The 20,989-nt window shown below is 42.2% G+C and carries 20 protein-coding genes; 10 read left to right on the plus strand and 10 right to left on the minus strand.

Translation table 11 applies throughout. The features are described 5' to 3' along the window. The first annotated feature begins 35 nt into the window (after positions 1-35). The 6 genes from AC1DXF_RS23995 to AC1DXF_RS24020 all read left to right on the plus strand — a co-directional run bounded on the left by AC1DXF_RS23995 (position 36) and on the right by AC1DXF_RS24020 (position 6,398). Complete coding sequence (locus AC1DXF_RS23995) at positions 36-2,258, plus strand: RelA/SpoT family protein (protein ID WP_477451237.1); 2,223 nt, start codon at positions 36-38, stop codon at positions 2,256-2,258. A 158-nt stretch (positions 2,259-2,416) separates the two neighbouring features. After that, positions 2,417-2,884: a Fur family transcriptional regulator gene (locus AC1DXF_RS24000; RefSeq protein WP_477451238.1), complete on the plus strand. Its 468-nt coding sequence runs from the start codon at positions 2,417-2,419 to the stop codon at positions 2,882-2,884. 3 nt (positions 2,885-2,887) lie between these two features. After that, on the plus strand, positions 2,888-3,181 hold the full coding sequence (locus AC1DXF_RS24005; protein WP_477451239.1) for a DUF6922 domain-containing protein: 294 nt from the start codon (positions 2,888-2,890) through the stop codon (positions 3,179-3,181). Beyond that, positions 3,136-3,762, plus strand: coding sequence for a nucleotidyl transferase AbiEii/AbiGii toxin family protein (locus tag AC1DXF_RS24010; protein WP_477451240.1), 627 nt, complete (start codon positions 3,136-3,138; stop codon positions 3,760-3,762). The genes AC1DXF_RS24005 and AC1DXF_RS24010 overlap by 46 nt, the downstream gene beginning before the upstream one ends. Beyond that, the gene (locus tag AC1DXF_RS24015; RefSeq protein ID WP_477451241.1) at positions 3,762-5,039 is read left to right on the plus strand and encodes an adenylosuccinate synthase; all 1,278 of its coding nucleotides are present in this window, start codon (positions 3,762-3,764) and stop codon (positions 5,037-5,039) included. The genes AC1DXF_RS24010 and AC1DXF_RS24015 overlap by 1 nt, the downstream gene beginning before the upstream one ends. A gap of 96 nt (positions 5,040-5,135) precedes the next feature. Continuing rightward, on the plus strand, positions 5,136-6,398 hold the full coding sequence (locus AC1DXF_RS24020; RefSeq protein ID WP_477451242.1) for an anthranilate synthase component I family protein: 1,263 nt from the start codon (positions 5,136-5,138) through the stop codon (positions 6,396-6,398). Between the two features lie 523 nt (positions 6,399-6,921). Here the strand turns inward: AC1DXF_RS24020 and AC1DXF_RS24025 are convergent. The 5 genes from AC1DXF_RS24025 to AC1DXF_RS24045 all read right to left on the minus strand — a co-directional run bounded on the left by AC1DXF_RS24025 (position 6,922) and on the right by AC1DXF_RS24045 (position 10,786). Further along, positions 6,922-7,647: a YqjF family protein gene (locus AC1DXF_RS24025; protein ID WP_477451243.1), complete on the minus strand. Its 726-nt coding sequence runs from the start codon at positions 7,645-7,647 to the stop codon at positions 6,922-6,924. Between the two features lie 91 nt (positions 7,648-7,738). Further along, entirely contained in the window at positions 7,739-8,542 is an 804-nt protein-coding gene (locus AC1DXF_RS24030; RefSeq protein ID WP_477451244.1) for a M48 family metallopeptidase, read from the minus strand. Positions 8,543-8,547: 5 nt separating this feature from the next. Further along, on the minus strand, positions 8,548-9,195 hold the full coding sequence (plsY, locus tag AC1DXF_RS24035; protein ID WP_477451245.1) for a glycerol-3-phosphate 1-O-acyltransferase PlsY: 648 nt from the start codon (positions 9,193-9,195) through the stop codon (positions 8,548-8,550). Between the two features lie 127 nt (positions 9,196-9,322). Next, complete coding sequence (gene nadC, locus AC1DXF_RS24040; RefSeq protein ID WP_477451246.1) at positions 9,323-10,168, minus strand: carboxylating nicotinate-nucleotide diphosphorylase; 846 nt, start codon at positions 10,166-10,168, stop codon at positions 9,323-9,325. A gap of 219 nt (positions 10,169-10,387) precedes the next feature. Beyond that, a complete protein-coding gene (locus AC1DXF_RS24045) occupies positions 10,388-10,786 on the minus strand; it encodes a DUF4783 domain-containing protein (protein WP_477451247.1) in 399 nt (132 codons plus the stop codon). Between the two features lie 190 nt (positions 10,787-10,976). Between AC1DXF_RS24045 and gpmI the strand changes: the two genes are divergently transcribed. Together gpmI and AC1DXF_RS24055 are read left to right on the plus strand one after the other, a co-directional pair. Then, on the plus strand, positions 10,977-12,500 hold the full coding sequence (gene gpmI, locus AC1DXF_RS24050; RefSeq protein WP_477451248.1) for a 2,3-bisphosphoglycerate-independent phosphoglycerate mutase: 1,524 nt from the start codon (positions 10,977-10,979) through the stop codon (positions 12,498-12,500). Further along, positions 12,487-13,047, plus strand: a complete 561-nt coding sequence (locus AC1DXF_RS24055; RefSeq protein WP_477451249.1) for a hypothetical protein — start codon at positions 12,487-12,489, stop codon at positions 13,045-13,047. The genes gpmI and AC1DXF_RS24055 overlap by 14 nt, the downstream gene beginning before the upstream one ends. A gap of 58 nt (positions 13,048-13,105) precedes the next feature. Here the strand turns inward: AC1DXF_RS24055 and AC1DXF_RS24060 are convergent, their stop codons facing one another. The 3 genes from AC1DXF_RS24060 to AC1DXF_RS24070 all read right to left on the minus strand — a co-directional run bounded on the left by AC1DXF_RS24060 (position 13,106) and on the right by AC1DXF_RS24070 (position 14,482). Continuing rightward, positions 13,106-13,405 (minus strand): hypothetical protein, encoded by a 300-nt coding sequence (locus tag AC1DXF_RS24060; RefSeq protein ID WP_477451250.1) that lies wholly within the window; start codon positions 13,403-13,405, stop codon positions 13,106-13,108. Positions 13,406-13,408: 3 nt separating this feature from the next. After that, the gene (locus tag AC1DXF_RS24065; RefSeq protein WP_477451251.1) at positions 13,409-13,768 is read right to left on the minus strand and encodes a hypothetical protein; all 360 of its coding nucleotides are present in this window, start codon (positions 13,766-13,768) and stop codon (positions 13,409-13,411) included. Between the two features lie 72 nt (positions 13,769-13,840). Beyond that, complete coding sequence (locus AC1DXF_RS24070) at positions 13,841-14,482, minus strand: tetratricopeptide repeat protein (RefSeq protein ID WP_477451252.1); 642 nt, start codon at positions 14,480-14,482, stop codon at positions 13,841-13,843. 365 nt (positions 14,483-14,847) lie between these two features. Between AC1DXF_RS24070 and lon the strand changes: the two genes are divergently transcribed. Both lon and AC1DXF_RS24080 read left to right on the plus strand, forming a co-directional pair. Beyond that, complete coding sequence (gene lon, locus AC1DXF_RS24075; protein WP_477451253.1) at positions 14,848-17,322, plus strand: endopeptidase La; 2,475 nt, start codon at positions 14,848-14,850, stop codon at positions 17,320-17,322. A gap of 216 nt (positions 17,323-17,538) precedes the next feature. Beyond that, positions 17,539-18,144, plus strand: a complete 606-nt coding sequence (locus AC1DXF_RS24080) for a hypothetical protein (RefSeq protein WP_477451254.1) — start codon at positions 17,539-17,541, stop codon at positions 18,142-18,144. A gap of 317 nt (positions 18,145-18,461) precedes the next feature. Here the strand turns inward: AC1DXF_RS24080 and AC1DXF_RS24085 are convergent, their stop codons facing one another. Together AC1DXF_RS24085 and AC1DXF_RS24090 are read right to left on the minus strand one after the other, a co-directional pair. Beyond that, on the minus strand, positions 18,462-20,540 hold the full coding sequence (locus AC1DXF_RS24085) for a TonB-dependent receptor (protein WP_477451255.1): 2,079 nt from the start codon (positions 20,538-20,540) through the stop codon (positions 18,462-18,464). A gap of 85 nt (positions 20,541-20,625) precedes the next feature. Next, positions 20,626-20,985 (minus strand): MmcQ/YjbR family DNA-binding protein, encoded by a 360-nt coding sequence (locus AC1DXF_RS24090; RefSeq protein WP_477451256.1) that lies wholly within the window; start codon positions 20,983-20,985, stop codon positions 20,626-20,628. Between the last annotated feature and the right edge of the window lie 4 nt (positions 20,986-20,989).

Below are 20,989 nucleotides of genomic sequence, written 5' to 3' on the forward strand. Positions count from 1 at the left end.
ACAAGTTTATCTTATTTATACCACCTATATCATATATGAAAGAGATAGAGATTGATCTGGAAGCCGAGAAGAATGAGATACTAAAAAGATATCGTGCTTTGCTGCGCGCCTGTAAATCTACCCTGCAAAAGGGTGATAAACGGATGATACGCAAGGCGTTTGATATGGCCCTTGAAAGCCATAAAGACATGCGCCGTAAAAGCGGCGAACCCTACATATACCACCCTATTGCCGTTGCCCAGATAGCCGCCGAAGAGATTGGCCTGGGCACTACATCAATAGTGTGCGCCCTGTTGCATGATGTGGTTGAAGATACCAACATGACGCTTGACGAAATTGAAATGGAGTTTGGTAAAAAGGTAGCCAAAATTATTGACGGCTTAACCAAAATATCGGGCGTATTTGATACCAACAGCTCGTTACAGGCCGAAAACTTCCGTAAAATGCTGCTTACCCTGGCCGACGATGTACGGGTAATACTCATTAAACTGGCAGATAGGCTGCATAACATGCGCACCATGGAGTTTATGCCGCGCGATAAGCAGCTTAAGCTATCATCAGAAACCGTATACCTGTATGCCCCCCTGGCCCACAGGCTGGGTTTATATGCCATAAAATCTGAACTGGAAGACCTATCCATGAAATACATGGAGCGCGAAACTTACCAGTTCATCAAAAAGAAACTGAACGAGAAAAAAGCGGAGCGCGAACGCTTCATCCGCGATTTTATTGAGCCGGTTAATAAAGCCCTGCAGGCCCAGGAAATTCACGCTGATGTTTTTGGCCGGCCAAAATCCATCCACTCCATCTGGAATAAGATGAAGAAAAAGTCTATCCCCTTTGAGGAGGTGTATGATCTTTTTGCGATCCGGATAATTTTAGATAGTGCCCCCGACCAGGAAAAAGCTGATTGCTGGAAGGCCTACAGTATAGTTACCGACCAATACCGCCCTAACCCCGATAGGTTGCGCGACTGGATCTCGTCGCCTAAAGCAAACGGTTATGAATCATTACACACCACAGTTATGGGCCCGCGTGGGCAATGGGTGGAAGTACAGATACGTACCAAGCGCATGAATGAGATTGCCGAGAAGGGTTTTGCCGCACATTGGAAATACAAAGAATCATCAACCGATAGCGGGCTCGACCAATGGGTGCAAAAGGTGAGGGATATGCTTAAAAATCCCGATACCAATGCCCTGGATTTTATCGACGATTTCAAGATGAATTTGTTCAGCGATGAAATTTTCATTTTTACCCCAAAGGGTGCACTTATCCAGCTGCCGCTTAACGCCACCGCACTTGATTTTGCATTTGAGATACATACCGACGTAGGCGCCAGTTGTATAGGCGCCAAAGTGAACCATAAATTGGTGCCCTTAAGCTACAAACTACAAAACGGCGATCAGGTGGAGATCATTACTTCGGGCAAGCAAACGCCTAAAGAGGATTGGCTGAACTTTGTGGTTACCGCAAAGGCCAAGGCCAAAATAAAATCGGCCTTAAAAGAAGAAAAACGCAAGGTTGCCGAGGATGGTAAAGAGATACTGGAGCGAAAAATGAAATCGCTTAAAATTACCTACAACTCCGAAAACCTGCACAAGCTGAGCTACTTTTTCAAGCTGCAATCAACCCAGGACCTGTTTTATAACATTGCCAAAGGTGTTATAGACATGAAGGACCTGAAAGAATACCAGGCTTTTGAAAAAAATGTGGAGAACAAGCCCCAGGATAAAATTGAGCAGGAGCAGGTACAAAACCTTATTCGCAACCTGAAATCGAAAGACAGCGACATGCTGCTGATTGGTGAGGATATGCAGAAAATTGACTACAAACTGGCCAATTGCTGTAACCCTATCCCCGGCGATGATGTGTTTGGTTTTGTTACCGTGAGCGATGGCATTAAAATACACCGCACCAACTGCCCTAATGCGGCCAAACTAATGGCCAACTACGGCTACCGGATTGTGAAGGCCCGCTGGACCAACCAGCAGGAGCTTGCATTTTTAACAGGCTTAAGAATAACCGGTATCGACGAAGTAGGGTTGATTAATAAGCTTACCACTGTGATATCAACCGATTTTAAGGTAAATATCCGTTCTATCACTGTAGATAGCGACAACGGCATTTTTGAAGGCTCCATAATGGTTTACGTAAATGACACCGACCACCTGGAAAACCTGATCAAAAAAATAAAACTGATTAAAGGCGTTACCGGTGTAAACAGGTTTGATTCGGTGATTGAAAAAGCATCTTGAAAAAGAAGCAAGAATTCGTGAAGAAGAAGCAAGAATTAAGAGTCAAGAATCAAGACGGGAAAAAATACATTTACCAAAAAAGTCTTAATTCTTGATTCTTGACTCTTGACTCTATCTTAACCAAATTATTAATAACTTTGCCTGCTTAACAGACTATTATGCCCCAACCGGATACTATAGCATTGGTTAAAAAAATTTTTGAGGCTTACCTTGAAAATAAAAACCTGCGCAAAACGCCGGAGCGTTTTGCAATACTCGAAGAAATTTACTCGCGCTCGGATCACTTTGATGTGGAATCTCTTTATATCCACATGAAAAATAAAAAATACCGTGTTAGCCGCGCTACGGTGTATAATACGCTTGAATTACTGGTATCGTGCGACCTGGTTACCAAACACCAGTTTGGCAAAAACATGGCCCAGTTTGAAAAATCATACGGTTACAAACAGCATGACCACATCATTTGCATCGACTGCGGCAAAGTAGTTGAGTTTTGCGACCCGCGGATTCAGCAGATCCAGAGTATGATGGGCGACATTTTAAAATTCGAAATTAAACACCACTCGTTAAACCTTTACGGTAACTGTGCTAAACTACGTGAAGGCAATTGTGACAGAAGAGTATAAGCCATGGACAAACCTATTTTAAGCAAACAGGCATTTTGGGATGTTGATATGGATAGTATCGACTATGAAAAGAATGCGCGTTTTGTTATTGAAAAGGTGGTTGACCGCGGATCTTTTGAGGATTTCATCGCTCTAAAGAAATTTTATGGTGATGATAAAATCAAAAAAGAAATTGTAAATGCTAAGTGGATTGGCGACAAAGAAATTTATTTTTGCTGTGCCGTTTTCGATCTTGAACCTAAGGACTTTAAATGTTATATAAAGAAACAGTTGAACCCGCAACTTTGGGTTTACTGACAGAATTAATGACTCTGCCAGAACTGGAGCAATTCAGACTGGTTGGGGGTACAGCACTATCTTTACTTTTAGGTCATCGGGCATCTATCGATCTTGATCTTTTTACCGACGAACCCTTTGATAGCGATTTAATTAACTTTAAGCTATCCGGCAATTTTCAATTTTTCTCAAAAGAAAGAACCAGCCCCCGTTTGTTGTTCACTTATATAAATAACGTAAAAGTAGATTTTGTACATACGTTTGAAAAGTTCACTTTTGCCAGTAATACTATAGAGGGTATTAGGTTTGCCTCCGTGGAAGAAATTATTGCCCTGAAATTAAACGCAATAGCAGGACGAGGGGCAAAAAAGGACTTTTGGGATTTACACGAATTATTGGAACATTTTTCGTTTGATCAAATGTTTTCATTTTATCAAGCCAGGTATCCAAATAATTCAACGATAATGATTATTAAATCTATCACTTATTTTGTTGAAGCAGATTTGGATTCAGATCCTTATAGTTTTAAAAAATTAAAGTGGGATAAAGTCAAAAAAGATATCATACAAAAATTTAATAGATATATTCAAACGATAAATTAATGGCTGTTGACGTATTATTAGGCCTCCAATGGGGCGATGAAGGTAAAGGAAAAATTGTTGATGTGCTTAGCGCAGGTTATGACCTGATTGCACGTTTCCAGGGCGGCCCTAATGCCGGGCATACTTTGGAGTTTGACGGTAAAAAATTCGTATTGAATACCATTCCTTCAGGTATATTTTTTGAAAACACCATGAACCTTATTGGTAATGGCGTGGTGATTGACCCTATCACCCTTAAAAAGGAAATAGATAAACTGAAAGATGCAGGGCACGACCTGTTGGCAAAAAAGAACCTGCTGATTGCCAAAAAAGCACACCTGATACTACCTACCCACCAGTTACTGGATGCCGCATCTGAAAAGAAAATGGGCGAAGGTAAAATCGGTTCAACCTTAAAAGGTATCGGCCCTACCTATATGGATAAAACCGGCAGGAACGGGTTGCGTATAGGCGACATAACTTTACCCGATTTTAAAGAGCGCTACCAGAAGCTGGTTGACAAACATACCGCAATGCTTACTGCCATGTATGGCGAGGTGGCCGATTTTTCTGAACGCGAGCAATTGTTTTTTGAAGCCATTGAGTTTATCAAGCAATTCCCGTTGGTTGATTCGGAGCACCTGGTAAACGACTATATTAAAAAAGGCAAAAAAGTTTTGGCCGAAGGCGCACAGGGAGCCATGCTGGATATTGATTTTGGAAGCTATCCGTTTGTTACCTCATCAAATACCACAGCTGCTGGTGCATGCACCGGTTTAGGAATAGCCCCACAACAAATTGGCGATGTGATAGGTATTTTTAAAGCTTATTGCACCCGTGTTGGCGGCGGCCCCTTCCCTACCGAACTGGAAGACGAAACAGGCGAAGAATTACGTCGTATAGGCCACGAATTTGGCGCTACAACAGGCAGGCCCCGTCGTACCGGCTGGATTGATCTGCCGGCTTTAAAATACGCCATAATGCTTAACGGCGTTACCCAACTGGTAATGACCAAAGCTGATGTATTAAGTGGTTTTGATAAAATTTATGCTTGTACCCACTACAATTATTTAGGCGAAACCATTGATTATATGCCGTATGATATTTGCTCGGTAAGCCCCGAGCCTGTATTAAAAGAAATTGATGGCTGGAACGAAGATTTAACTGGGATCACCGAATTGAATGAAATACCTGCCAAACTGCAATCATACATTGATTACCTGGAAGCAGAGTTGGGTGTACCGGTAAAATATTTATCTGTAGGGCCAGACAGGAAGCAAACTTTAGTATTGCACTAACATACATTCTGAATTTGTGAAAACACAAATTCGAAACCAAAGTATAAAAAGGCCGGCCATCCGGCCTTTTTTCATTTACTTGGTTATTTTTGCAGGGTGATAGTACAGGTAGATGATCTGCAAAATTTCAAGTTTAAAGCTCTCCAATGGGCATCCTCATATAATTCGGCATGTTACCTCGACTCGAATGGTTTTGATGACCCATACAGCAAGTTTGATACACTGATTGCCATTGGCGCCAAAACAGCAATAACAGCGGGCACAGGCAATGCATTTGATAAACTGGAAGCTTTCCGCAAAAAGAATAAAGACTGGCTTTGCGGTTTTTGGGGCTACGACTTAAAAAATGAGATGGAAAACCTATCATCCCAAAATCCGGATAACCTCCAATTTCCTGATCTGTATTTTTTTGCGCCGGAGCATCTTATAATTATTAAAGATGATAAGGCCGAGATCATTAGCGATGAGCCGCAATGGGCTTTAAATACCATAAATGAGCAAGTGCTGATTGAAGCCTTTGCCCAACCGCCAATAAATCTAAAAAGCAGGTTTAGCAAACAGGAATATATTGATGCCGTAACTGCCATCCAGAAACATATTACACGGGGCGATATCTACGTAACCAATTTTTGCCAGGAATTTTACGCTGATGACGTACGTATCAGTCCGCTTTCGGTGTTTTTACAATTGAACAACATCTCCCCCAATCCATTCTCAACTTTTTTTAAGTGGCAGGATAATTACATATTAGGGGCTTCGCCCGAACGTTTTTTGGCTAAACGGGGCAGCAAAATCATATCGCAACCCATAAAAGGCACGGCCAAAAGAGAAACAGATTTACAGGCCGACGAATTGGTTAAACAAGAATTACGCAACCACCCTAAAGAACTACAGGAAAACGTAATGATAGTAGATCTGGTGCGTAATGACCTCACCAAATCGGCCAAACAAGGCACAGTAAAAACAGAAGAGCTTTTTGGTATTCACAGTTTCCGCCATGTGCATCAAATGATTTCGACAGTAGTATGTGAACTGAAGGATGAGGTATCCGCCATACAGGCCGTCAAAAACACTTTCCCAATGGGGAGTATGACGGGAGCGCCCAAAATTAACGCCATGCAACTGATGGAGCAATATGAACGCAGCAAACGTGGGATTTATTCAGGGGCCATTGGCTATTTTAGCCCCAATGATGATTTCGATTTTAATGTGGTGATCCGGACATTGCTGTACAATGCCAATAACGGATATTTATCGTTCCATGCTGGTAGCGCTATTACTTATCATGCTGATGCAGAAAAGGAATATGAGGAATGTTTATTGAAGGCGAAGGCGGTGCTGGAGGTTTTGGGAGGATAGCCTCCGTATATTAACGTCCTGCTCCTCTGGAGCAGGAAAACAGGTTGGGGTTTTTCTACCAAAAGCTTTTGTTCCTCTGGAACAACCTATCAACGTGCAGCCGCCTATCTAATTTTTCGCGTTTGCAGCCTCAGAGAGGCTAAAGCTTTGTAGCAAACACAAGCTGTAATTTTGTGTTCCAGAGGAACACCACAAAGCCAGCCCATTTTAGAAACATCATTATTGTTTACCCGATTTGTATTGGTATTTTTGGTCAATGAGTCTAAAGTATATTTGTGATAATTTGGGCAATCGAACGGCAGTAGTTATTCCTATCGACGAGTGGAATAAAATTATTTCTGCGTATAGGAATTTAAAAGGATTAGAAAGTAATGGTAAACCGACAAGTAATCGTAAGCCATCAGATTTTATTGGTATTCTGTCCAAGGAAACAGCGATAAAAATGCTATCGGATATTGAAAGAGATCGTAAATAAGATCAGCAGAAATAATATGACTTCGGTAACTGGTACTCTGCCCAATTACTATTTCACCACAATCTTATCCCCCATCCTCACCTTAATATCCGATCCAACGGCAAAAAAAGCCGAAACCGGTTGTTTTTCTAAGTAAGGTTTAAATACCTCACCATATAAACCAGCTACGTCAGCATCAAAAACATAATCTTTAACCTTACCCGTTTGCCATGATACATGCTCCACCTGGTATTCCATGGTGCTTGTGGCCGAAAGTTTGTTGTATCCCCAATAATGTTCGAAAATAAATTCCTCGCCGCTGCCGGGTATTATATCTTGCAATTGATTACTGGCGGTTGCGCCAAGCCTATTCCATTTGCCCTTAAATTTCCATTCGTATAAAAATTGGGTGTGATCTCCAACTGTAATTATACTGTGGCGCATGGGCATTGCACTATAGTGCTCTTTGTATAAATTATTGGCAATAACTGCTATTACTGGCTTAGGTACTATTTCACTTACAAAAACGGCTCCACGCTTCCACTCCGTTCCGTTAAAATGCTTTACGTAAAAACGAAGGTTCACTTCTTCAAAATTCACATGCCATGGCCATTTAACGCCAAGCACCTCTGTATCTAAAAACATAAAACCTACCATACTTACCAAAGCCTTACCCTGCCATAAGTCAAGTTCGGTGCCGGGTGGTAAATAAGGGTCGAGAATATCGGGATCCACCTCGTAATTTATCATTACAAGGTTTTTCCATTGCGCTTTTAAGAATTGAGGTTTAGGCATTTTGGTGAGTTGTGAATGGTGAGCGGTGAGTTGTGAATGATGAATAGTGAATGTATATCAACCTGACGAACCATTCACCACTCACCACTCACTATTTTTTATAATACTTCATAGCCTCGGGTATCAGGTTTTGAATATTGGCTATCCGGGTAGCATCGGAGGGGTGTGTACTTAATAATTCAGGGGGCGAACCTCCTTTATTTTGGGCAGCCATACGTTGCCAAAATGCAACAGCGTTATGCGGATCGTACCCGGCCATCGCCATAAAAGTTAAACCCAAACGGTCGGCCTCTGATTCCTGGTCGCGCGAGTATTTTAACAACACAACCTGGGTGCCCACGCCATACGCCTGGCTAAAAAGGCCTTGCATTACCTGCGATTGTTTTGAAACAGCTACGCCCGCAAGCGAGCCTCCAAATTGGGCCAACGTTTGCTGCGAGATCCGCTCGGCAGAGTGCCGCGCAATAGCGTGACCAATTTCATGGCCCATTACAACCGCCAGGTAGGCATCGGTGTTGGCCACCGGCAATAAGCCACTATAAACAGCCACTTTGCCGCCAGGCATACACCAGGCATTTACCTCGGGGCTTTGAATAAGGTTAAACTCCCACTTAAAACTGTATTGATCGCCATAACCACTGCTTTTCAAGTAACTTTCAATGGCTACAGCCAGGTTGTTGCCTATGCGTTTTACACGCTGGGCGTCGGTACCGCTGTTAATTACTTTTGTTTTAGGGTCTGATAATAACTGGCTATAACTGGCAGCGGCAGATTGATTTACTTCGGCGTCGCCAACCAGGCTTAATTGTTTGCGGCCGGTAAGTGGCACTGTTGAACAGGAGAACAGGGCAATAACCATAGTTATTGCTAAAAATGCAGGCAGAAACTTTTTCATAATGATCAGGCAGTTTTTTTCTTTAAAAAATTCACTTTCGATTCGGTGCCCTTTAATAAGCGTTCGATATTTTTTTGATGGGTTACCAATATTAGCAAGCAAATACACATCCCATAAATTACAACAGACCTTATCGACGTAGGGAAAACAAACGAGACCCCTATTGGATATGTAAAGGCTGCTGCAATTGAGCTAAGCGACACATATTTTGTTAATAGCAATACCACCACAAATACCAATACACAAAGTAAAGCGGCATGCAGATGAATAGCCAAAATCATTCCAAATAAAGTGGCAACTCCTTTGCCGCCCCTAAAACCGGCAAATATCGGGAACAAATGGCCCATAACCGCAGCTACACCTAAAGCCAGCGCATAATTCATATAGCTTGCAGAATTGTAGGCCCCGGTGGTAGAAACCCCGATAAAGAAAGCAAGGTTGGTAGCTGTCCACCCCTTTAAAATATCAAGCAACATTACAGGAATACCGGCCTGCTTACCCAATACCCTGAAGGTGTTGGTTGCGCCGGCATTACCGCTGCCATACTCCCTTACATCGATATCATAAAACGCCAGACCAATCCAAACAGCCGTTGGGATAGACCCGCAGAGATAGGCAAGGATGAGCGCCGAAACTGAGTATACGTTGATCATTTCCCTGCAATATTACAAAATTGATACCGTACTAAAACTCTAATCATAATTTAAACGCAGTGCTTTATAGCCAGATTCTGATAGCCAGGCCTTAACTTAAATGTTAAAACAAGGATACACCATAAATTTACTTTACAGCCTTTAAACTAAGGTCGAGGCTTTTTACCGAGTGCGTGAGCGCGCCAACAGATATATAATCAACCCCACAATCCGCATATTCTCTTATAGTATCAATTGTTATACCACCAGATGCTTCGGTTATAAACCTGCCATTGATGATATTAACCGCCTGCCGCAATTCGGCAAAGCTAAAGTTGTCTAACAAGATACGGTTTATGTTGCCGGTTTGCAATACCTGTTCCAATTCTTCCAGGTTGCGTACCTCTATTTCAATAGCAAGCTTTTTATGATGATCTGTAAGGTATTGATTTGCACTCTCGATGGCCTGCCTTATACCGCCCGCATAATCAACATGATTATCTTTAATCAATATCATATCATACAAACCAAAACGGTGGTTCACTCCGCCCCCTATTTTTACCGCCCATTTTTCAAGGTAGCGTAAACCCGGCGTTGTTTTACGGGTATCCAAAACTTTTGTATTGGTACCCTTCAACAAATCAACTATCTCGTGGGTTTTTGTAGCAATTCCCGACATTCGCTGCATACAATTCAGTACCAAACGCTCGGCAAGCAGTATACTGCGGGCGCTGCCTTCTACTTCAAACGCTACATCTTTGTACTTTACAGCAGCCCCATCCTGCAAAAAAATGGTAACTTTAAGATTGGGGTCAACTACTTTAAATATCTCAATAGCCAATTCAACACCGGCTAAAATGCCTTCATCTTTTACCAAAAGCTGTGCTTTGCCTACGGTATCGGCGGGAATGGTTGACAGCGAAGTATGATCACCATCGCCAACGTCCTCTTGTAAAGCATTAATTATAAACTGGTCAACAAGTTCTTTATCCAAGATAATTAATTTTTTAAGCCCCAAAAGTAACGTTTTTTTTAATTTGAGAATTTGAAGATTTGAGAATTTGAAAATGAAAAAAGTAAATTAAATAATAAAAACCTCCGATACACTAATCAGTGTTAACTTAAAGGCAGATAGTAACAAAAAAAGGTCGACTGCTTAGTAAAATACCCATTTTCAAATCTTCAAATTCTCAAATCTTCAAATTCAAAAGTTCTACTTTACTTTTTCGTCTTCAATCCCAAATTCGATGATGCGCATGGTGCCGCCTACATCTTTTAGGGTAAAAGCGATGCGATATTCCTGTTTATCGGCAGTAGTTAAAATATATACGCCAAGCTGGATAGTGGCGCTGGAGTTTACTTTATGGAGTAACTTTATTGTTTGAGGTTTATGTTTCGCAAAAAAATCGCCGAGCATTGATGTGGCCTGGGTTTGCGAATACGATTGCTCTTCGGCCATTATAGTCATCTCAATAGTGGGGGCAAATAGTTTGCCTACCTCTTTACTGTTGCCCTGCTTTATCAAATTAGCAATATTATCCATAGCATCGGCCACTACCATGCCAGGCATCAGCAACAAAAACACAAACGACGATAAGTAAAGCAACTTCATATCATAAATACGTTATAAGGTGGTTTAAGGTTACACTCGATAAAAAGAAGGACATATGTTTTTTTAGGCCGATGCTTAGTTATAACTGTTTTTGCCCCCAATTATTATCCTAACAATCGGCAGTGAGCAGGTAGAAATCTAAATTCAAAATTTATAGCCATAAGTACATTGTTGCATTTATATTTGCAATGTGGAAAATAAAAAAAAACTTGCATTAATTATCCTTGATGGCTGGGGTTACGGCCGTAACGACCAATCGAACGCTATACTTGCCGCCAACACTCCTTTTGTTGATTCGATGCTGCAAACCTACCCAAATTCTAAACTGGAAGCATCGGGTACAGCGGTAGGTTTACCGGCAGGGCAAATGGGCAACTCCGAAGTTGGGCACATGAACCTTGGCGCAGGCCGCGTGGTTTACCAGGAATTAGGCCGCATTCATAAGGCCGTTGATGATAATGAATTACCCACCATTCCGGTTTTAAAAGATGTATTTGAGTATGCCAAACAAAACAATAAGGATGTTCACTTCATCGGTTTAGTATCTGATGGTGGTGTACACTCACACATTAGGCATGTAAAGGGCCTTTGCGATGCAGCAAAACAGCTAAATGTAAACAACGTGTTTATTCATGCTTTTTTAGACGGACGCGATACCGACCCTAAATCGGGCTTAGGTTTTGTTACCGAACTGGAAGCGTATATTGAAGGCACATCAGTAAAGATAGCCACAGCTATCGGCCGCTACTATGCCATGGACCGCGACAACCGCTGGGAACGCGTTAAACTGGCTTATGACCTGATGGTAAATGGTGAAGGTGAAGCCACGCAACACATAACCGACCTGATTAAAAAATCATACGAAGATGGCGTTACCGATGAGTTTATTAAACCTATTGTAAAGGTTGATGCCGATGGTAAGCCTTTAGCCGTTATAAAAGATGGCGATGTGGTAATCTGCTTTAACTTCCGTACCGATAGGGGCCGCGAGATCAGCATAGCATTAACCCAAAAATCGTTCCCCGAATATAACCTGCACCCGTTAAATATCCGTTACATCACTATGACGCCATATGATGAAACATTTAAAAACGTGCAGGTGGTTTTTAATAAAGAAGACCTGACCAAAACATTAGGCGAAATTTTGCAGAACGCGGGCAAAACGCAGATCCGTATTGCCGAAACAGAAAAGTATCCGCACGTAACCTTCTTCTTCTCAGGCGGAAGAGAGCGCGAATTTGATAACGAAAAACGCTTGCTGGTGCCCTCGCCTAAAGTGGCGACTTATGATCTGCAGCCAGAAATGAGTGCGGCTGGCATTCGCGATGCCATCATTCCCGAACTGGAAAGCGGCTGGCCCGATTTTGTTTGCCTGAACTTTGCCAATACCGATATGGTTGGTCATACCGGTGTTTTTAGCGCGGTTGTTAAAGCTGCCGAAACAGCTGATGCCTGTACAAAAGCGGTTGTTGAAGCCGGCTTAGCCAATGGCTATAGCTTTATCATTATTGCCGATCACGGTAATGCCGACTATATGATTAACGAAGATGGTACGCCAAACACAGCCCACACCACCAACCTGGTGCCTTGTATTGTAATCGACAAAGATGTAACCCATGTAAACGATGGTAAACTGGGCGACATAGCCCCAACAATTTTAAAAATCCTGGGGGTTGATATCCCCGCGGAAATGACCGGTAATGTATTGGTATAAACTGAAACTGACTCCTGTTGCCACCCTATTGGGTGGCTTTTTGCTTTTATCGGGTTTGCAAGCCTGCAGGCCCGATAAAACGCAATCAAATGGCACCTTAAAATATTTTGATATAGCAGGCTATTTTAAAGCCGATACCGCCAGGCTCACCAAACTAAATCCACGGGTTGATAAGACAGTGACCCACAACGGCGTTACAGAAAGCAAAACTGTACAAATTCCAAACTGGGGGCAGGAATTTAACCTTTTCATCCTATCAGATATTAACCGCCCCGCCTGGAAAAATAGCTATAGCGTTTTAAATACCGATTCGCTGATTATTTACAAGGCCAAAACACCTGATTTACGTACAACCGAGGTTGTGATAAAAAAAGAGGGTGATAACGTAAAATGGATTGTAATATTTAACCATACTAAAAACCTGCTTTACGAAACCCACGAAAAATTAAGCTACTTTCCCGATTCAGTTTACCAGATAGAAAAATCGCAGCAGGTGAGGTTGATGGGGAAGAATTTGTATAGGATAAGAGGGGTATTGAAACGTTGAAATCGGTTTCAGCTTGCAAACGACTATGAAATCCGTCATTACACAAGGCAAATGGTAATTAATCGGAAACCTTCTTATTTATCAACTCAAATACTTTGGGGCTTTTTCTGTTCACTATTTTAGAGCCTTCTAAAATATCAAAAAAGTCATCCTTACTGTAGGGAAATAATCTTAAAAGATTCTTAACAATAAATTCGGGAATAGGATCTATGTGATTTTGAAAAACGATAGGCCTGTTCAAATCCGCTCGGGTATACTGGCAATGCCCTTTTTCATTCTTCTTAAACTGACAAAGTGCTAATTCTAAAAAAGATTCAAATTGAGATATCGAAATATTACGCAAATGACGAGTACTCATTTTCTATAAAGAAAGGGCAAAGTCAGTAGTAGACCTAAGAATGCCGGGCATATTGATCAACTCTTTATAGGTTTCATTATCTTCTAAAAGTTGTTCTTCTCCGGGTGCGTGTAGTCGTTTTTTCTTTTTATTAGTTGTCCAGCCAAGCCTTTCCAACTCTTCAAATATAGTTCCTTTGTGTAGTGTATATTTTATAAAATCTTGTAAAACGTACTGAAAAGATTGCTCTGCTTCATTTTTAGTTTTACCATATCCCGTCAAATCCAACTGTGGAGAATACTGATAAAAAACATTATCCTCTTCCCACAATATCAAAGTAAGCCCTACTTTAACATTATGATCCCCGTCGTTATAATTCGCCATAAATTCAAATCAAATTTAAATATAAATATGATAACATATCTATAATTGTCGCGTAAAAAAAGACAATCGGGTTTAATGTTTTGTAGCTGCCGTTGAACTTGCCTGGTTCAGCTTTTCTTTTGATTGATCGATAAGCGCTGCGATATCGTTACGGCCCGGGTTGGCATTCAATATCTTTTCAAGATCGGCTACAGAGGCTTTTAATGAATTTATACCGCGGCTTCTGTCATAAAAGCGGGAGTTTGTTTGCAACTTGAATATGCCATATTCGCGATAAGCAATCCCCCTGTTTTGGTAGTATTTGCTATCGCTCGGATCGTCGTTGATAGATATGGCTTTGGTAAGGTCGACAATTGCGCCTAATAAATATAGTTCTTTATCGGCATCCTTTGTTTGGTTATCTCTGCCTAAATAGCTTTTTGCCCTGGCCCTGTAATAGTAAGCCGTAGCATCTGCCGGTTTTATGGCAATTACGCGGGTGTAAGCAGCTATTGATTTTTTGTAATTGTCGCTATGATAATAAGAATAGCCCAGCATCCACAAAGCGTTGGCATTGGTAGAATCGGTGATACAGGCTTTTTCGAGGTGGGCTACTGCGGATCTGAAATCGCCATCCATAACAGCTTGCTGCCCCATTTTTACATAAGCGCTTTGCGCCAATGTAGTTTCAATGGTTGACAGTAGCAGGAATGGTAAAATGACTGAAAGCCTCATCAACGGATTAATGGTGAACAAATTGTATATCATTAACTAACATTCCTTCGAATTATTATGCCAAAATTAAATTTATTAAAAATAATTCCATCAGGTACGTTAATCGGGAAAGCGATACTATGACTTTTTTTCATCTTTAACAACAAAATCCGGTTAATTTGAAAAATAGGTGTTAAATTTACAATTACCATATAATCAAAACATTACAGCACCAAATCAATTGTTATTCTTTATTAACACAACTTGGCACAGCTCTTGAAACATAAAGCAGCACAGGTTTTAACCATCAATTACCTGTATATTACACGCCCTGCAATTTTATGGGCTGACAACATGACGTTATTTTCTACACAAAAAATATATTAATGAGTTTCGATCCATTCGATTTTAAAAACGCTTTACCGGTTATAAACGAAGACTCAGAGTTTTTTCCTTTAATGTCTACCGAAGACGAGGAGGAAATGAACAACGAGCAACTGCCTGATGTACTGGCTATACTGCCACTGCGCAATACTGTGCTGTTTCCCGGGGTTGTTATCCCGATAACTGTTGGCAGGGATAAATCAATCAAACTTATCCGCGATGCCAATAAAGGCAACCGGATGATTGGGGTAGTTGCGCAACAGGATGTGGGTATTGAAGACCCCAATTTTAGCCAGTTGAACAAAGTAGGCACCATTGCGCTCATCATAAAAATGCTGCAAATGCCAGATGGTAATACCACCGTTATCCTACAGGGAAAAAAACGTTTTGTTTTAAAAGATGAGGTTCAGTCAGAACCCTATATTAAAGCAACCGTTGAGCCTTTTTACGAAACCAAAATAAAAGAGGATAAAGAGTTTAAGGCCATGGTATCCTCAATAAAGGATATGGCCATGAATATCATCCAGCTATCGCCCAATATCCCCAGCGAAGCAGGTATAGCCATCCGCAATATTGAAAGCACTTCATTTTTGATCAACTTTATATCATCAAACATGAATGCCGATATGGCTGCCAAGCAACGCCTGCTGGAGGTTGCCAGTTTACGCGAAAGAATTAACCTGGTACTGGAGCACCTTACGCTTGATTTGCAGATGCTGGAGTTAAAAAACCAGATCCAGAGCAAAGTACGGGTGGACCTGGATAAGCAGCAACGCGATTACTTTTTAAATCAGCAGCTTAAAACTATACAGGAAGAACTGGGCGGCAACTCTCCTGATTTAGAGATAGACAGTTTACGGCAACGCGCCGTTAAAAAGAAATGGGCCAAAGAGGTTAAAGACCATTTTGCCAAAGAATTGGAAAAACTTGCCCGCACCAACCCTGCCGCGGCAGATTATTCGGTACAGATAAACTACCTGGAGTTATTGCTTGATTTACCCTGGAATGAGTTTACCAAAGATAACTTTGACTTAAAACGCGCCCAAAAGGTTTTGGATAAAGACCATTTTGGATTGGATAAGGTTAAACAACGTATTATTGAGTACCTGGCCGTGCTTAAGTTAAAACGCGACATGAAAGCCCCCATCCTTTGCCTGGTTGGCCCTCCCGGAGTTGGTAAAACCTCGCTGGGTAAATCTATCGCCAAGGCTTTGGGCCGCAAATATGTACGCATGGCTTTGGGCGGCATCCGCGACGAAGCGGAGATTCGTGGCCACCGTAAAACCTACATTGGCGCAATGCCGGGCCGCATTATCCAATCGGTAAAAAAAGCGGGCGCTGCAAACCCTGTATTTATTTTGGATGAGATTGATAAAGTAGGGAATGATTTTCGTGGCGATCCATCGTCGGCCTTGCTGGAAGTACTGGATCCTGAACAGAACAGCACTTTTTACGACCATTATGTGGAGATGGATTTCGACCTGTCCAACGTAATGTTCATCGCGACAGCAAACTCGTTAAGCAGCATTCAGCCTGCCTTGCTGGACAGGATGGAGATTATTGAGGTGAACGGCTATACCATCGAAGAAAAAATAGAAATTGCCAAACAACACCTTGTACCCAAACAACGCGAGGCGCATGGTTTAAAATTAAAAGATATCGCCCTTAAAAGCGACATCCTGGAAAAGATCATTGTTGATTATACCCGCGAATCGGGCGTTCGTTCTTTAGAGAAAAAAATAGGCTCAGTTGTGCGTGGCGTTGCCAAAAATATTGCCATGGAAGAGCCCTACAATCCGGCTGTAAATAAAAAAGATATCGAAAAAATATTGGGAGCGCCCATATTTGATAAAGACCTTTATGAAGGCAACGATGTAGCCGGTGTTGTAACAGGCCTGGCCTGGACATCGGTAGGCGGCGATATCCTGTTCATTGAAGCAAGTTTAAGTCCCGGCAAAGGCCGTTTAACGCTTACAGGCAGCCTGGGCGATGTGATGAAAGAATCGGTAACTATTGCCCTGGCATATTTAAGGGCGCATGCCGGTTATTTTGACATCAATCCTAAGCTGTTTGACCTTTGGGATGTGCATGTACACGTGCCAGCCGGCGCTACGCCAAAAGATGGCCCATCGGCCGGTATTACTATGCTTACAGCCCTGGTTTCGGCATTTACGCAGCGCAAAGTAAAACCAAATTTGGCCATGACAGGAGAGATAACCTTACGCGGCCGTGTTTTGGCTGTTGGTGGTATCAGGGAAAAAATACTTGCAGCCAAACGCGCCAACATCAAAGAGATTATCCTCTGCAAATCAAACCAGAAAGATATCCTGGAAATTAAAGAGGACTATATTAAGGATTTGAATTTCCATTACGTAACCGACATGCGCGATGTAATTAAACTTGCCTTGCTGGATGAAAAGGTGAGCGAACCGCTTGACCTTTCCGTTAAGGAAGAAACAAAACCCGTTTTAAACTAAACAAAAAAGGCGCCTCATCTGGTGCCTTTTTTGTTTGTAAGGGGTGCCGTATATTTTAACCAATTTACCGCCGATATTTGATTTCCATTGTTTTTATTCAACTGGTAATCAAACCAACTCCATCGCTTACACCCACGGGTCGCCGTTTTTGAAACCTTTTATTTCCCTTTAGCGTAATACAACATGAATTGTATATTAATTCAACTTACCTAAATAATGAAGAAATTTTTTACGCTCAATGGAATTATTCTTACGCTGTTCCTATTGTCTGGACTTACCGCATCTGCACAAATTGTTGAGCCCAATATGACGGATACCGTTAAAAGATCACATCCAACCGGTAACAAAACAGTGGTAATAGATACCACGAAAGTTGATTCGACAAGCACTGAACCAGAAGGAGAGCGCGCCCAAACAGCTTTTTTTGAAATTGGCGGGCCTGGCCTTGCTTTAACACTAAATTACGATATGCGCTTTGGCCACAAGCGTACCGGGCTAGGCTTTAGGGCCGGTGCAGGTTATTTTGCAACTGACGGCAATAATGTTTTTTCTGTTCCGATACAAATAAATTACCTGTTAGGGAAAGGCAACAGCCTTATTGAACTTGGCGGCGGCACTACCTTCTTAAACTCGCATGGCAACAGCAATGGCAAAACATTTATTTTCGACAGGATTACAGGCTTTATTGGCACAGCTACAATTGGCTACCGTTACCAGCCCCAGGAACGGGGCATCAATTTAAGAATAGGTTTTGTACCGATATTTTGTGATGAAGGCATTATTGCTGCCGGCGGCGTTAGTATAGGTTACACATTTAAATAAATTTTCCGGAAAATTTGAATAAAATATCATCCTGATTACTTCAGGATCTTACTGGACGACAGACGCCATGTTGCCCAACTTCCATATAGCAAACCTGCACTTGGGATGCCGAAACAAGTTCCCGATGAGGTGTTTCGTAAATACTTTTTGTCATCCTGAGTGATAAAATTTCGCGAAATTCTGAAGAAGTAATGAGATCACAAAAAGGGCTATTACTTAGGGTGACGGGCCTGCGCACCTTGGAAACCCTATACGTCATGGGCAAGACGACGTCCAAAAAATAAATCCGAAATTGAACATCCGAAATTCCCAATCCCTTACAACCTCACATTAACTCCCACATTATAATTCCTTAAAGGCGAAGCATTATAGTACCTGTTCCCTACGGCGTTTAAATCATTCCCAAGGCTGTATTTTTGGTTCAGGATGTTATCCGCGGCAGCAAAAATCTCTAACCGTGTTTTACGGCCTATTGTTGGTTGCCAGCTAATCCTGGCCTGTAACAGGTTATAATGCCCGGCGTATACTGTATTGGCATCATTCAGCGGTATTTTTGAAGTGTAGTTATGTTGTGCAAACAGCGAAAGATCTGCCGAGAATTTCAGTTGCAGGCTGGATACAAACACATGCCTTGGCACGCCGGTTAGCCTGTTGCCCGAATAGCTGGTGCTGGTAACCGTATAATCGCGAAAAGTAAACCCGCTGTAAGTATATGATTCATTAAACTGAAGGCCCCGGATAAAATGGGTACTATTCTGGCGGACAATCCAATCTGTGAACGATAGCTCAAAACCAGGCTGATTGGTGCCGCCGGCATTAATATAGTGTTCTGTTTCGTTGGCATTTAAACGGCGTACAATGGCATTGCTGATGCGGTAATAAAATACCGATGCGTCAAGCAGCAAAGTTTCGTCCTGGTTACGCAGGCGGAAACCGGTTTCGTAGTTCCAGCCGGTTTGGGCATGCAGGCTGGTATTTACAATATTATCAGTAGGCCGCACCTCGGCAGTGGTTGGTGTTGAGTAGCCGCGGCTTACTGATGCCCGCCAAATAAAGTTATTGGTAAGCTGGTAGCTTAAGGCCAGCCTTGGCATTAACTGTGGCGTAAAATTGCGGTTGGTAAACGCGCTTTGGTTAAGCGGGTATATATTTTTAAAATCAAAGTCATACCAATTCAGGCTCAGCGCAGCTTCCACGTGCAGGCGTTTAAACAGATCTGCCGAATAGCGTCCGAAGATAAAATGCTGGTTGGTGTGAATATTATCGCTGGTTTGGGTAGTGTCCTTTACCCCCTTTTTATTGCCATAATTACTGATCTGCGAATTGGTTTGCTGCCACTCTATCCCCAGGTCGGCCTTCCAATCCAGGTTTTCCTGGTGATTACCGGCCAGTTCAAAATAAGTACGCAATCCATAAGTATTTTCCTTACGTTGCTCATAATTGGTAATAAATGGGTTTGCAAAATCAACATGGCTGCCAAAAACAGATAGCACGTTCCTGATCCTGTCGCTTAAATGGTATTCGTTAGTCAACCCGCCTAAATACAATTTAGTAGTAATACCAATTTGCTGTTGTATTGCGCCTGGCAAAGTCGCCGTTGGCTGCCGCGCCAGTGTAGGGTTGGCGGTAAACTGCGCCAGGTTTAAGCCGCCGGGGGTTTGGTAAGCCAGGTTAGAGTATAACCCCAGCACCTTTAACTCATTTTTACCGCTATAATTCCATTTGTCGGCCAGTTGAATATAGTTGCGGTGCATATCGCTATGCTGCCTGTAACCATGATAGGTTTGAAAACTTTGGCTGATATTAAACAGATTTGCCCCCGAACGCTGCTGAAGCGCAACTTTCTCGTGAAACAGGCCATAACTGCCGGTATTGATACCTGCCGATAAATAACTGTCATCGCTGTAACGGTTAACAGGGCTTAATAAAACTACTCCGCCGGAGTTGGCGCCAAACAAACTGCCATCGGGGCCTTTTAGTATTTCGATACTGCCTATGCTGCCTATATCTATAGCATTCAGGTAAGTATTACCCCCGGCATCCGTTAAGGGAATCTCATCAAAATAAATTTTTACATCCCTCACCCCAAATGGCGACCGTAACAAACTGCCGCGGATGGATAAACGATAACTCCCCGGCGAACGCTCCTCGGCCCTGATACCCGGAACCGTATTTAACGCCGTAACAAATGAATTATCGGGCTGTAGCTTTAGTTGTACGGCACCCAATACGCTCACCGAAGCCGGTACACTCAACACCGGCTGTTCGCTCAGGTAGCCGCGTACGGTCACTGTTTTAAGACGCGTGGTATCTTTCTGTATGTTTTTTTTACTTTGGGCGGTGGCATTTATAGCTATAGTAAGGGTCAGAAAGCAACTCAGGTACAATTTTATCATATAGTTATATAGGTAGGCAAAAGTAATTGTTTTACCTCTAAATCTGCGCGCTGTTTTTGGTAACAAGTTGGATGAAAAGGAGTAATTACCCGGCAGCCATCATTGCTTCGTATTCCTTTACCAGTTTTTTTGTTGCTCGCGCACGATAGGCAGTTATCAACAAGGTTTTTACGTCATCCGGAGATACTGTTTCAAGGCATACCAGCATGTATTTATAATTGAGATAGTGCGGAGTAATAAAGAATGTATGCGGATCGCGCTCCATCCATTTTTCACGCTCGGTAGTGTGGATACCCAAAAGCTCTTTCCCCAATTTTACGCTGGTAAAAATTTTACCATTTACATAAAAGGCTGGATCTTCAAAGCACATTTTCTCGGTGACACCGGGCAATGGCAGTAAAAAACTACGCATAAATTGCATGAAGATAGACATATCTGTAGCCATAATT

Source organism: Mucilaginibacter sp. P2_A5, from assembly GCF_056404995.1.

Bases quoted from the DNA above. Each gene is read 5' to 3' on its own strand.
- AC1DXF_RS24025 (WP_477451243.1), bottom strand. From the start codon at position 7,647: ATGCCTAAACCTCAATTCTTAAAAGCGCAATGGAAAAACCTTGTAATG.
- AC1DXF_RS24080 (WP_477451254.1), top strand. From the start codon at position 17,539: ATGAAGAAATTTTTTACGCTCAATGGAATTATTCTTACGCTGTTCCTA.
- AC1DXF_RS24045 (WP_477451247.1), bottom strand. From the start codon at position 10,786: ATGAAGTTGCTTTACTTATCGTCGTTTGTGTTTTTGTTGCTGATGCCT.
- AC1DXF_RS24070 (WP_477451252.1), bottom strand. From the start codon at position 14,482: ATGAGGCTTTCAGTCATTTTACCATTCCTGCTACTGTCAACCATTGAA.
- AC1DXF_RS24010 (WP_477451240.1), top strand. From the start codon at position 3,136: ATGTTATATAAAGAAACAGTTGAACCCGCAACTTTGGGTTTACTGACA.
- AC1DXF_RS24090 (WP_477451256.1), bottom strand. From the start codon at position 20,985: ATGGCTACAGATATGTCTATCTTCATGCAATTTATGCGTAGTTTTTTA.
- AC1DXF_RS24015 (WP_477451241.1), top strand. From the start codon at position 3,762: ATGGCTGTTGACGTATTATTAGGCCTCCAATGGGGCGATGAAGGTAAA.
- AC1DXF_RS23995 (WP_477451237.1), top strand. From the start codon at position 36: ATGAAAGAGATAGAGATTGATCTGGAAGCCGAGAAGAATGAGATACTA.
- AC1DXF_RS24085 (WP_477451255.1), bottom strand. From the start codon at position 20,540: ATGATAAAATTGTACCTGAGTTGCTTTCTGACCCTTACTATAGCTATA.
- AC1DXF_RS24055 (WP_477451249.1), top strand. From the start codon at position 12,487: ATGTATTGGTATAAACTGAAACTGACTCCTGTTGCCACCCTATTGGGT.
- AC1DXF_RS24000 (WP_477451238.1), top strand. From the start codon at position 2,417: ATGCCCCAACCGGATACTATAGCATTGGTTAAAAAAATTTTTGAGGCT.
- plsY (WP_477451245.1), bottom strand. From the start codon at position 9,195: ATGATCAACGTATACTCAGTTTCGGCGCTCATCCTTGCCTATCTCTGC.
- AC1DXF_RS24065 (WP_477451251.1), bottom strand. From the start codon at position 13,768: ATGGCGAATTATAACGACGGGGATCATAATGTTAAAGTAGGGCTTACT.
- AC1DXF_RS24030 (WP_477451244.1), bottom strand. From the start codon at position 8,542: ATGAAAAAGTTTCTGCCTGCATTTTTAGCAATAACTATGGTTATTGCC.
- AC1DXF_RS24060 (WP_477451250.1), bottom strand. From the start codon at position 13,405: ATGAGTACTCGTCATTTGCGTAATATTTCGATATCTCAATTTGAATCT.
- AC1DXF_RS24005 (WP_477451239.1), top strand. From the start codon at position 2,888: ATGGACAAACCTATTTTAAGCAAACAGGCATTTTGGGATGTTGATATG.
- lon (WP_477451253.1), top strand. From the start codon at position 14,848: ATGAGTTTCGATCCATTCGATTTTAAAAACGCTTTACCGGTTATAAAC.